The sequence below is a fragment of the Streptomyces sp. NPDC047108 genome (genome assembly GCF_040643575.1).
Lineage (GTDB): Bacteria > Actinomycetota > Actinomycetes > Streptomycetales > Streptomycetaceae > Streptomyces.
The window spans coordinates 129792-141660 of sequence record NZ_JBEYUP010000011.1 but is presented as its reverse complement, the minus strand read 5'-3'; the positions used below and the strand labels follow the sequence as shown (position 1 = coordinate 141660).

Sequence of the window (11869 nt, the reverse complement as noted above, 5' to 3'; positions counted from 1 at the left end):
GGCGGGAAGGAGGGGCAGGGGTGGCGGGAGTAGAGGGAACGGCGGGCAGGGGCGGGGGCACAGGGGAGACGAAGGCGCGTCGCGTGGACGCACGGCGGCCCGGCGCACACCGCGTGCGCCGGGCCGTCCTCGGGTGTTCGCGTGCCGGGGGTCAGCCGCCGGGCCGCGCCTCTCCGGGCAGGGACGACCGCAGGTAGCGCGCGGTCGTGGTGTCGGCGCCGTCGGCCATCTCGGCGGGGGTGCCGGTGAACACGACCCGCCCGCCGTGCTCGCCGGCGCCCGGACCGATGTCGATGATCCAGTCGGCGTACTTGGCGACGTCCAGGTCGTGTTCGATGGCGATGACGGTGTTGCCCGCGTCGACGAGGCGGTCCAGCAGCGCCAGCAGATTGCCGACGTCCGCCATGTGCAGGCCGGTGGTCGGCTCGTCGAAGACGTAGACGCTGCCGCTCTCGTGGAGCCGGTCGGCGAGCTTGATGCGCTGCCGCTCACCGCCGGAGAGCATGGACAGCGGCCGGCCCAGGGTCAGATAGCCGAGACCCACCTCCCGCAGGGGTTCCAGGCGCCGCACGATGGCGGGGTCGGAGAAGAAGTCCCGCGACTCCTCCACGGTCAGATCCAGTACCTCGGCGATGTTGCGGTCGTTCAGCCGGTGTTCGAGGACGTCGTGGCGGTACCGGCGGCCCTCGCAGACCTCGCAGACCGTGGTGACCGGATCCATGAAGGCCAGGTCGGTCGTGATGGTGCCGCGCCCCTTGCACTCGGGGCAGGCGCCCTTGGCGTTGAAGCTGAACAGGCTCGCGTCCAGACCGTGGGCCTTGGCGAAGAGTTTCCGAACGGTGTCCCAGATGCCGGTGTACGTGGCCGGGGTGGAGCGGGGGTTGATCCCGACCGCCGACTGGTCCAGCACGATCGCCTGCCGGTGCTCGGCGGTGAACACCCGCGAGACCAGCGTGGACTTGCCCGACCCGGCCACGCCGGTGACCACCGTCAGCACCCCCGTGGGGAAGTCGACGTCGACCTTCCGCAGGTTGTGCAGCGCGGCGCCGCGCACCGGGAGCGTTCCGGTGGGTGTGCGGGCCTGCGGCTTCAGTCCGGGCTGCGCCCGGAAGTGGCGGCCGGTGACCGTACCGCTGTCGGCCAGCTTCGCCACCGAGCCCGCGAACACGACGGTGCCGCCGTCGGCGCCGGCCGCCGGGCCCACGTCGATCACGTGGTCGGCGATGGCGATGACGTCGCGGTTGTGCTCGACGATGAGGACGGTGTTGCCCTTGTCCCGCAGGTCGAGCAGGAGCGTGTTGAGCCGGTCCACGTCGTGCGCGTGCAGCCCCACGCTCGGCTCGTCGAAGATGTACGTCATCCCGGTCAGCGCCGAGCCCAGGTGGCGTACGGTCTTCAGCCGCTGCCCCTCACCGCCGGACAGGGTGCGGGTGGGCCGGTCCAGGGTGAGGTAGCCGAGACCCACCGACTCGATGCGCCGCAGCGCGGCGAGCGCCGCAGGGACGACCGGGCCGGGCCAGCGGTCCTCGACCCGTTCCAGTTCGGCGATCAGGTCGCCGATCTCCATGGCGCAGTAGTCGGCGATGTTGCGGCCGTCGATCCGCGACTCCAGGGCCGCCCGCGCCAGCCGTGCGCCGCCGCACTCAGGGCAGGTGAACTCGGTGACGACCTGCTCGGTGTCCTTGCGTTCCTTGTCCTTGAGGGCTTCCAGGCCCGGCTTGATGAAACGCCGGGTGAGGCGCGGGATGACGCCTTCGTAGTCGTTGATCGCCACGTTGCCCAAGTCGTCGGGGCGGATCGTCTGGAAGCCCTCCCCGTACAGCAGGAGGTCCATCTCCTCCCGCGAGTAGCGAGCCAGGGGCTTGTCCGGGTCGAAGACCGGTTCCAGGTCCGTGTCGCGCGCCCGGCCCTTCTCGTAGCGGCTGATCTGGGCGTAGCGCTTCCAGTAGTTGGTGCCGACGGCGAACGAGGGGTGCCGGATCGCGCCCTCGTTGAGGGACTTGTCGTGGTCCAGCAGCTTGGCGAGGTCGAGCTGGAGCGTGCTGCCGAGCCCGTCGCACTCGGGGCACATGCCGTGGGGGTCGTTGAAGGAGTAGAGGTTGGACGGGCCCGCGCTCGGCTCGCCGTACCGGGAGAACAGCACCCGCAGCACCGGGTTGACCTCGGTCATGGTGCCCACCGTCGAGCGGGTGCCGCCGCCCACGGGCTTCTGGTCCACGACGATCGCGGGGCTCAGGTTCTCGATGAGGTCGAACTCGGGGCGCTCGTACCGGGGCAGTCTGTTGCGGATGAACGCAGGGAAGACCTCGTTGAGCTGGCGTTGCGATTCGACCGCGATGGTGCCGAACACGATGGACGACTTGCCGGAGCCGGAGACCCCGGTCACGACGGTCAGTGCGCCGAGGGGGATCCGCAGGGTCACCCCTTTGAGGTTGTTGGCCCTGGCACCCGTCACCACGATGTGTTGCCTGTCCTCGCCCATGGGCGGTTTCTTCTCCCTCACGTGCCGTCGTCCAGTTACCGGCTGCTCACCACTGTGCCCGCCGGAACCGCTCCGGTGGCGTCAGCGGCCAGGTCGCGCATCGAGATCCGGCCACCGCGGGTGAGCAGGTCCACGAGAAAGCGCTCCGGTGGCATCCCGCTCGCGCCACCCCCGTCACCCGAGTCGGCGAGCCCGGCGAACCAGGCCGCACTCGCCAGCCCGATCCGCTGGGTGTGCTCCACGGCCGGCCGGCGCGCCGCCTCGTACGCCGCCAGCGCCGCGCCGAGCGACGGCTCGGAGCGCAGCGCGGTGACGAGCGCGTGGGCGTCGTCGAGGGCCAGCCGCGTGCCGGACCCGATCGAGTAGTGGGCAGTGTGCGCGGCGTCGCCGAGCAGCACCACGTTCCCGCTGGACCAGGTGCGGTTGCGCACCTGGAGGAAACGGCTCCATCGCGACCGGTTCTTCAGCAAGCGCGCCCCCGCGAGCGGTTCCGCGAAGAGGCGGTCCAGCTCGCGGGTGTCCGGACGGTGTGCCGCCTCCACCAGGACGGTGCTGCGGTCCGGCCCGTACGGGTAGGCGTGCGCGACCGCCGGGCCGCGCGGGCTGTCGGCGACGACGAAGGAGAGCCCGCCGAAGGCGCGTTCGGCGCCGAGCCAGATGTAATCGGGCGCGATCCGCTCCGTCGTGGTGCCGAACTCCCCGGCCAGGGCGGCTCGGGTGGCCGAGCGGGCGCCGTCGGCGGCCACCACCAGGTCGAAGCGGGCGGTGAGCGCCGCGGTGCCGGGGGCAGGGTCGCCCTGGTGCAGTCGGACGCCCAGCTCGGCACACCGCTGCCGCAGGATCCGCAGCAGCGTCCGGCGGCTGACGGCGCCCAGGTGGGGCGCCGGGGTGGTGAGGGACCGGCCGTGGCGGTGCACGGTGATCGCGTCGAACTCCGCCAGGTGCGGTGCCAGCGCGTCGGCCGCCCGGGGGTCGGCGCGGCGGAGCGTGTCCAGAGCGGCGGGCGGCAGGATGACGCCGAATCCGTACGTGTCCTCGGCGCGTCGGCGTTCCCACACGGTGACCTCGTCGGGCGGGCCGGCGAGCCGGGCGAACGCGGCGAACGCCAGCCCCGCCGGGCCGCCGCCGGTGACAGCGATCCTCACCTGCATCTCCTCGGTCGTTCGGGCTCGGGTTCCGGTCGTGCGTCAGGTCTCACTCGCGCCCGTGGCACGGTGCCCCGGTCCGGGGTCCGACTACCGCCCCGCGCGCAGCAGTTCGGTGATGCGGTCGACGACCGCTGCGGGCGAGGGCATGGCCGCCATCTCGGCGGCGACCTCCGTCGCCGCCTGCCGCGGCGCGGGGTCGCGCAGCATCTCGGCCAGCGCGGCGGCTACCGCTTCCGGCGAGACGGCGCCGATGTCCAGGGTGCGGCCGGCGCCCCGGGCGTCAACGGTCCGGGCGTTGCTGACGTTGACCGTGCCGGGCATCGGCAGCGAGATCTGCGGTACCCCGGCGGAGAACGAGCTGAGCACCGTCCCGGAGCCGCCGTGGTGCACGATCGCGTCACAGCCGTCGAGCAGGGCCCGCAGCGGCAGCCACCGCTCGGGCCGCACGTGCGGCGGCAGCGCCGCGGGCAGCAGCGGCAGGTCGGCGTCCGCGGTGAGCAGCACCAGCTCGGCGCCCAACTCCTCGGTGGCCAGGACGATGTCGCGGTAGAGGGCACCCTCGAGGGTCATGGTCGCCACGGATCCGCAGGTGGCGACGACGCGGGGTGCGTCGCCGCGTCGCATGGCCCAGAACGGCAGTGTGCCGCCGTTGTTGAAGCAGCCGTACCGCATGGGCAGCCGGTGCAGGGGCCGGCCGATCTCCGTCGGAACCTCGGTGAAGTTGGCCAGTGAGGGCGGCAGGACGTCGATCTCGAACTCCGCTTCCGTCACCTTCTCGACCCCGAGCTTCGCGGCGTGCGGCGCCAGGTGGTCGAGAGCCGGGCCGAAGGTCGGCAGGGGTGTCCCGTACCCGTGCAGCACGGCCGGGACGCCGACGGCACGGGCCGCGACCAGCGCGGCGGAGTGGATGCCGGGGTACACCACGACGTCGGCCCGCCAGGCGTCCGCGATGTCCACCAGGTCGTCCAGCATCCGCGCGCCCACCTCACCGAACGCGCGGCCGTGCACGGCCAGCGACGTGGCGTCGTCCGGTGCGGACCCGGCCTCGGCACGCTCCAGCATCCGCAGCAGATCGTCGTACGGCTGCCTGGCCTTCCGGGACGCGCCCGCCTCGGCGGTGACGAGCCCGGCCGCCACGGCCGTTCGCTCCGCGGGGCCGCAGGTCGCCACCAGCACCTCATGGCCCGCGGCGAGCGCGGCGTGGGCCGTCGGGACGAGCGGCATCAGATGGGAGGAGACGGGCATCGACGTGAACAGGTAACGCACGGTCGGCTCCTTAACTCCCCGGCGCGGGGGCGGCCAGGGACGGCAGTCCTGTGGGGTCGGCGACGAGGTCCGGCGGGGGGACGTCCGGGACCCGTCTGCCGTCCGTCGCCCGTTCGGCGAGATCGACCAGGTAGGTGCCGTAGTCGGTGTCCGCGTGTTCCCGGCCCAGCCGCAGCAGTTGACCGGTCCCGATGAAGCCCATGCGGTACGCGATCTCCTCGACGCAGGCGATGCGTACGCTCTGCCGCTGCTCCAGGATCTGGACGTACTGGCCGGCCTCCAGCAGCGCGTCGTGCGTGCCGGTGTCCAGCCAGACGAAGCCCCGCCCCAGCCGCAGGAGTTCGGCTCTGCCGCGGTCCATGTAGACCTGGTTGATGTCGGTGATCTCCAACTCGCCGCGCGCGGAGGGGGTGAGGCCCCGGGCGATACCGACCACGTCGTTGTCGTACATGTAGAGCCCGGTGACGGCGAGGTCGGAACGCGGTCGCCGCGGCTTCTCCTCGATGCTCACCAGCCGTCCGGCATCGTCCACCTCGGCGACGCCGTAGCGCTGCGGATCCCGCACCGGGTAGCCGAAGATGGTGCAGCCGTCGAGCCGCCCGGCCCGGTCCCGCAGCATCGCGGAGAAGCCCGGACCGTGGAAGAGGTTGTCGCCGAGGACGAGGGTGACCGCGTCGTCGCCGATGTGGTCGGCCCCGATGAGGAACGCCTCCGCGATACCGCCCGGGTGCTCCTGCTCGGCGTAGTCCAGGCGCAGCCCCAGCCGGCTGCCGTCGCCCAGGAGTGCGCGGAACAGGTGCAGGTGGTGGGGCGAGGAGATGAGAAGGATGTCCCGTATCCCGGCCAGCATGAGGACCGAGAGCGGGTAGTAGATCATGGGCTTGTTGTAGACGGGGAGCAACTGCTTGGAGAGAACGCCGGTCAGCGGCTTGAGCCGGCTGCCGGACCCGCCGGCCATGATGATGCCCTTCACGCCTTGCGTCCTCCTTCGGTGGGCGGCCCGGCGGGCGGTCCGGTGTACGAGTGGTGGCCGGGCAGCAGACCGCGGTCGAGCGCCTCGGCGAGCGGCGGAGCCGCGCGGTCCTGGTCGGACAGGACGGGGTCGGCGTCCCGTGGCAACGGCAGACGCAGCGCGGGATCGAGCACCGAGACGGCCCGTTCGTCCTCCGGCCGGTACGGGGTGGAGAGCAGGTAGACCAGGACCGTGCCCTCCGTGAGGGACACGAAGGCGTGGCCCACGCCCGGCGGGCAGTACACGGCGCGGGGCCGGGCCGGGTCGAGCCGGACCGAGTCCCAGCGCCCGAAGGTCGGCGACCCGGCCCGTACGTCCACGACCAGGTCCAGCGCCTCGCCCGCGGCGCAGAGGACCACCTTCGCGGTTCCTGCTCCCGGCCGGGCGTAGTGCACACCGCGCACGACTCCGGCCCGGTTGACGCTCATCCCGCTGCGCACCACCCGGAACGGCTGGGAGTTCGCGGTGGCCGGGAGGCCGCCGAGCAGGTCGGCGAAGTCCGCTTCCTGGTACACCGGGCAGAACAGTCCGCGCCGGTCGGGGAAGACCGGCGGGGTGATCTCCAGGGCGCCCTCGACGGCGAGTTCCCGTGCCTCCATCGGTCACCTCCTCACGTCGTGTTCGCGGCCGGGCGCGCCCGGCCGTCGGTGGTAATGGCCCGGTGTGCGGCCGCTGTCGGGCTCAGCAGCTGTCGTACTCCGCGCTCAACAGGTGGCGTCCTCACGGCACGGCGTCCGGCCGCAGCCGGTGCAGGACCTCCCTGCCCAGCGGCGTGCGGGGGTCGCCGAGGTCCAGCGGCAGCTCGAAGTGGTCGCGGTCCTCGTCCACCAGCTCGGTCACCGGCCGTCCGGCCGACCGGAGCGCGGCGGCGAACCGGTCCTGCTGCCGGGCGTACTCGCCGGTCTCGTGGCCGCCCCGCGCCAGGAGCAACTGGCCCGCGCGGGGCGGCGTCCGGTACAGGGGGCTCTGCTCCCGGGCCGTCTCCGGATCGAGCCGCAGCGCGTCGTTGACATAGCTGCCCACCACCGGCCGAAGGTCGTACAGACCGCTCAGCAGGCAGATCCCGGCCAGCGGTACGCCGTCCTGTCCGCCGGTGGCCATGGCCACCAGGTGGGCCCCGGCCGAACTCCCCGCCGCGTACACCGCGTCACCGCGGCCGCCCAGAGCGGTGGCGTGGGCGCGGACCCAGGCCAGGCCCCGCCGCACGGACGCGCTCATCTCCGGCAGCCGCCGCCGTGGTGCCAGTCCGTAGCCGAGGGCGACGTAGCCGGCTCCGGCGGCCAGCAGGGCGGGGGCGGCGAAGCAGGCGTCCTCCTTGCTGGATTCCTGCCAGTGCCCGCCGTGCACGAACACGAGCAGGGGCGCTCCCGCTCGGCGCGGCGGGAAGTGGTGCAGACGTTCGGAGGGGTCCGGGCCGTACGGGACGTCGGCCCGGTGGTCCAGGGTGTGCAGGGCGGCAAGACTCCGCTCCCGGTACTCGGCGAGGGTGCCCGTTACGTCGCGGGCACGGCTGCTCGGCGACAACTCCCGCTCCAGCGCGGCGCGTTCAGGACGCACGGCGTCTGCGTGCCTCACCCCGCCGCGCGCCGTCCGCTCACCACTCCGTGCGGGGTCCAGCCCCGCCCCGTGGTCCGCCGGATGCCGGTGAAGCCCGCCTCGCGCAGCCAGCTCTCGTGCTCCTCCCAGCGGTAAAGGGTGGAGTGCCGGAACGGGAGGGTGGTGAAGTAGACGTTGTCCAGCGCCGCGTAGAGGGGACCGGCCCCGTCGTCGTCGCTGAACGCGTTGAACACCAGCACCCGGCCTCCGGGTTCGACGGCCTCGTACGCCTTCCGCAGCAGCCCGAGGTTCTGCTCGGGCGACCAGATCACCAACTGGTGGGCGAAGAGCACGCAGTCGTGCCCGCCGGGGTAGGGATCGGTGAAGATGTCGGCCACGCAGGTGTCGATCCGGTCGGCCAGCCCCGCGTCACGGATGTTCCGCTCGGCGACCTCCAGCGCCCCCGCCCGGTCGAGGACGGTGATCCGCAGGGACGGATGGGCGCGGGCGAGCGCGATGGCGTTGACGGCGTCGCCGCCGCCCACGTCCAGGACACGGCGCGTGCCGGAGAAGTCGGTCTCCTCGATGAGCACCGGGTTGGACAGCTGTGACCACGCGTGCATGCAGCGGTAGAACAGCTCCTCCAGACCGGGCACGCCCGCGAGCCGGGAGTAGAGATCCCGGGTGGTGCCCGGGAAGTGCCGGATGCCGACGTTCTCGCCGGTGCGCAGTGATTCGGCGTAGTCGGCGGCCGGCAGGTAGGAGACGCGGTCCTGGAACTCGACGATGTCCCGGAGGACGGGCCACAGCCCTTCCCGGAACGCGGCGGCGATCGGCGGTCCGTTGCGGTACGTGCCGTCCTCGACGACGGTCAGGCCGAGGGCCGTGGTGCCCAGCAGCAGTACGTCGGCGGCCCGCCGGGGGATGCCGAGGCCACCGGCCACCTTGTCGGCGGGCAACGGCGCGTCGGAGTCGAGGAGTTCGAACAGGCCGAGCCGGCAGCCGGCGTTGAGCTGCTGGAAGGCGGCGTAGCCGAACAGCACGGGGACCAGGCGGCCGAGCGCGTCGGAGGACGCGGGCTCGCCGTTCGACGGCGTGCTCAGGGAGTCGTTCCCGGGGGCGTTCGTCCGGCGGTTCACCGGGACACCACCGCCTCGCCGCGCACCGTCGGTTCGGGGACGGGGATGATGAAGCGCCCGCCGCCCTCCAGGAAGGCGGACTCCTTGCGCAGGATCTCCTCGGCGTAGTTCCAGGCGAGCAGCAGATAGTGGTCCGGGGGCCGCGTCACGTCCTCTGGGGCCACCACCGGGATGCGGGTGCCGGGGGTGAGCCGGCCCTGCTTCTGCGGGGTGGTGTCGGTGCAGAACTCCAGCTCGGTACGGCCCAGGCCGCAGATGTTCAGCAGGGTGGTGCCCTTGGCCGAGGCCCCGTAGGCGGCGATGCGGTGACCGTCGGCAACCAGGCCGCGTACCAGCCGGGACAGGTCCGTGCAGGTCGTCCGCACGCGGGCCGCGAACGCGTCGTACACCGCGTCGTCGAGATACCCCGCGGCCCGTTCCTGCTCGATCAGGGCCCGTACGCGGTCGTGGGTCCGCCAGGGTCCCTCCGCGGGCGCTGCGGACACCAGGACCGAACCGCCGTGCACCGGGAGCCGTTCCACGTCCACCGTGCGCAGTCCGTGCCGGGCGAACAGCGCGTCCAGGGTGCTGATGAGGAAGTACGAGAGGTGCTCGTGGTAGATCGTGTCGAACGCCAACTGCTCGACCAGGTCCACCGCGTACGGCACCTCGATCGTGAACAGCCCGTCCTCGGCGAGCAGTTCGCGCACCCCCGCCAGCACGTCGGCCACGTCGTCGATATGGGCGAAGACATGGCGGCCCAGGATCAGGGCTGCCTTCCCGTGCTCGTCCGCGACGGCGCGTGCGGTCGCCGAGTCGAAGTACTCGGGCAGCGTCGGCACGCCGCGGTCCACGGCGATCGCGGCCAGGTTGCGCGCGGGGTCGACGCCCAGGATCCGGGCGCCCGCCGCGCGGAACGCGAGCAGCTGGTCGCCGGTGTTGCTGCCGAGCTCCACGACGAGGCCGCCGCCGGCCAGGTCGACCCGCTTCCCGCAGAGCCGCACCACCGTCCGCAGGTGCCGTGCCATCGTCTCGGAGCCGGAGGTGACGTAGGAGTACGTGCGGTAGAGAACCTGCGGATCCACCACGGCGGTCAGGCTCAGCAGCCGGCACGTACGGCAGGAGATGACCTCCAGCGGGTACGCCTCCTCGTCCTCGTGGGAGCCGTCCGCGTCGAGGAAGCCGTTGGCCAGGGGGACCTTGCCGAAGGAGACCACCTGCTGCCACCGCTCGCTGCCGCAGACACGGCACGCGGTGACGAACCGGACGGGGTCGGTGCTCATGACGGTCCCTTTCGGTCGGGTGCGGAGCCGGTGGCGCGGGCCGGTGCGGAGCCGGTGGCGCGGGCCGGTGCGGAACCGGCGGGCCCGGCCGGTACGGAACCGGAGGTGCGGGTCGCTCGGGACGCTCCGGTGCGGAACGACAGGAGGGCGTCCACCACCCGCTCCGCCTGCGCGTCGCTGAGTTCGGTGTGCAGCGGCAGCCGCACCAGCCGGTCGGCGACCCGTTCGGTGACCGGGCAGCCGCCGGGCGCGGGCCGGCCGTAGCGGACCCCCGCCGGGGAGGTGTGCAGCGGCTGGAAGTGGAAGGTGGCCTGCACCCCGTGCTCGGCCAGGTGCGCCAGCAGCGCGACCCGGTCGTCCTCGGAGGGCGTCAGCAGGTGGTACAGGTGGGCCGAGTGCGTGCGGTCGTCCGGGACGGTGGGCAGCTCGACGCCCTGGTCCGACGCCCATTCGGCGAGCCGCGCGTGGTAGAGGTTCCACACCGCGTGACGCCGCTTCTGGATGGTGTCGTACTCCTCCAACTGCGCGGCCAGCAGGGCCGCCAGCATCTCGGGGAGGATGTAGCTGGACCCCAGGTCCACCCACCGGTACTTGTCGACCCGGCCGTGGAAGTACTGCTGGCGGTTCGTCCCGCGGTCGCGGATGATCGTGGCCCGGTCCACCAGGTTCTCGTCGTTGACCAGCAGCGCACCGCCCTTGCCGCAGTGCGCGTTCTTGGTGGCGTGGAAGCTCTGCGCCGCAAGGACGCCGAAGCCGCCGAGCGGCCGGCCCTGGTACGAGCCGCCGAGCCCGTGCGCGTTGTCCTCGATCACCGGGATGCCGTGCGCGTCGGCGATGCGCATGACCTCCCGCATCTCGCAGGCGACGCCCGCGTAGTGGACGGCGATGATCGCGCGGGTGCGAGCCGTGATCGCCGACTCCAGCAAGGACTCGTCCAGGTCGAGGGTGTCCGGCCGGCAGTCGACGAAGACCGGCACGGCGCCGCGGAGCGCGAAGGCGCTGGCCGTCGGCGCGAACGTGAACGACGGCATCACCACCTCGTCGCCGGGCGCCAGGTCCAGCAGCAGCGCGGCGATCTCCAGGGCGTGGGTGCAGGAGGGCGTCAGCAGAGCGTGGCCGGCGCCGGTGCGACGGGTCAGGAGTCCGGTGGCGCGGGCGGTGAACGGCCCGTCGCCGTCGTGGTCCCCGGAGTCCAGGGCCTCCCGCAGATAGGTGAACTGCCGGTCGGCGACGTGCGGGACGTGGAACGGGACCGTGCGCCCCGCGCTCGGAGCGGTGCTCATCGGGGCAGCTCCAGCAGGGTGAAATCGATGTGGACCAGCGCCTGGTCGTCGGCGTGCGCCGCGTACACCGGGGAACTGCCCAGCTCCGCCGGCGGGACGGAGAAGGACTCCTGCCGGTGGACGCGGAAGCCGAACCCGGCCTCGGCGGCCACCTCCCGGAGCCGGTCGGCGCTGCCCATGGCGAAGCTGAAACCGAGGAACAGCCGGCCGCCGGGGGCGAGCCGTCCGGCCGCCTCCGTGAGGAAGCGCCGGTGCATCGCGTAACCGGGGTCGAAGAAGTGGTAGGCGAGGGCCGAGTCGTGCTTCTGCTCGGGAGGTGCCTCGATGAACGGCGAGTTCCAGAACATCAGGTCGAACGTCTCGCCAGGCTCCAGCGCGTCGAACACATCGCTGGTGAGCACCCTGACCCGGTGGGCGACGCCGTGCCGCCGTGCGTTCAGTTCGGTCGTGCGCACCGCCGCGGGGTTGATGTCCAGCGCGGTCACGCGCGGCACCCCCGCGAGCGCGGCCATCACCGAGGCGACGCCGCAGCCGCACCCCATCTCCAGCATGTGGCCCACACCGTCGTACGGCAGCCAGGACGCGAACAGGCCCGTGGCGTGGTTGTACTCGCCTCCCAGCACTCCGCCGAGCTGGTGCCACTCCTTGTCCAGGAGGGTGAACTCCCGCTCGCGGTCCTGTTCCGCCAGAGCGTGTGCGTAGGCTTCCTGCCCCATGGTGAGGCCGAGTTCGTTCATGGTG

The 11869-nt window shown here is 72.5% G+C and carries 10 protein-coding genes; all 10 read right to left on the bottom strand.

What is annotated here, in order from left to right; genetic code table 11:
- Nucleotides 1–151: 151 nt before the first annotated feature.
- Entirely contained in the window at nt 152–2482 is a 2331-nt protein-coding gene (locus tag ABZ822_RS21990; protein WP_360856629.1) for an excinuclease ABC subunit UvrA, read from the bottom strand.
- A 35-nt stretch (nt 2483–2517) separates the two neighbouring features.
- The gene (locus ABZ822_RS21985; protein WP_360856626.1) at nt 2518–3627 is read right to left on the bottom strand and encodes an FAD-dependent monooxygenase; all 1110 of its coding nucleotides are present in this window, start codon (nt 3625–3627) and stop codon (nt 2518–2520) included.
- A gap of 90 nt (nt 3628–3717) precedes the next feature.
- Nucleotides 3718–4896 (bottom strand): glycosyltransferase, encoded by a 1179-nt coding sequence (locus tag ABZ822_RS21980; protein WP_360856623.1) that lies wholly within the window; start codon nt 4894–4896, stop codon nt 3718–3720.
- Nucleotides 4897–4906: 10 nt separating this feature from the next.
- Nucleotides 4907–5869 carry a glucose-1-phosphate thymidylyltransferase RfbA gene (rfbA, locus tag ABZ822_RS21975; RefSeq protein ID WP_360856620.1) on the bottom strand — a complete coding sequence of 321 codons (963 nt, stop codon included), beginning with the start codon at nt 5867–5869 and terminating at the stop codon, nt 4907–4909.
- Nucleotides 5866–6507 (bottom strand): dTDP-4-dehydrorhamnose 3,5-epimerase, encoded by a 642-nt coding sequence (gene rfbC / locus ABZ822_RS21970; protein WP_360856617.1) that lies wholly within the window; start codon nt 6505–6507, stop codon nt 5866–5868. The genes rfbA and rfbC overlap by 4 nt, the downstream gene beginning before the upstream one ends.
- Before the next feature lie 121 nt (nt 6508–6628).
- Nucleotides 6629–7465 carry an alpha/beta hydrolase gene (locus tag ABZ822_RS21965; protein ID WP_360856614.1) on the bottom strand — a complete coding sequence of 279 codons (837 nt, stop codon included), beginning with the start codon at nt 7463–7465 and terminating at the stop codon, nt 6629–6631.
- Nucleotides 7466–7479: 14 nt separating this feature from the next.
- Complete coding sequence (locus tag ABZ822_RS21960) at nt 7480–8583, bottom strand: methyltransferase (RefSeq protein ID WP_360856611.1); 1104 nt, start codon at nt 8581–8583, stop codon at nt 7480–7482.
- Entirely contained in the window at nt 8580–9845 is a 1266-nt protein-coding gene (locus tag ABZ822_RS21955) for a class I SAM-dependent methyltransferase (RefSeq protein WP_360856607.1), read from the bottom strand. Before ABZ822_RS21955 ends, ABZ822_RS21960 begins: the two co-directional genes overlap by 4 nt.
- A complete protein-coding gene (gene rffA / locus ABZ822_RS21950) occupies nt 9842–11128 on the bottom strand; it encodes a dTDP-4-amino-4,6-dideoxygalactose transaminase (RefSeq protein ID WP_360856604.1) in 1287 nt (428 codons plus the stop codon). Before rffA ends, ABZ822_RS21955 begins: the two co-directional genes overlap by 4 nt.
- Nucleotides 11125–11865 (bottom strand): methyltransferase, encoded by a 741-nt coding sequence (locus ABZ822_RS21945; protein WP_360856601.1) that lies wholly within the window; start codon nt 11863–11865, stop codon nt 11125–11127. The genes rffA and ABZ822_RS21945 overlap by 4 nt, the downstream gene beginning before the upstream one ends.
- Nucleotides 11866–11869: the final 4 nt, after the last annotated feature.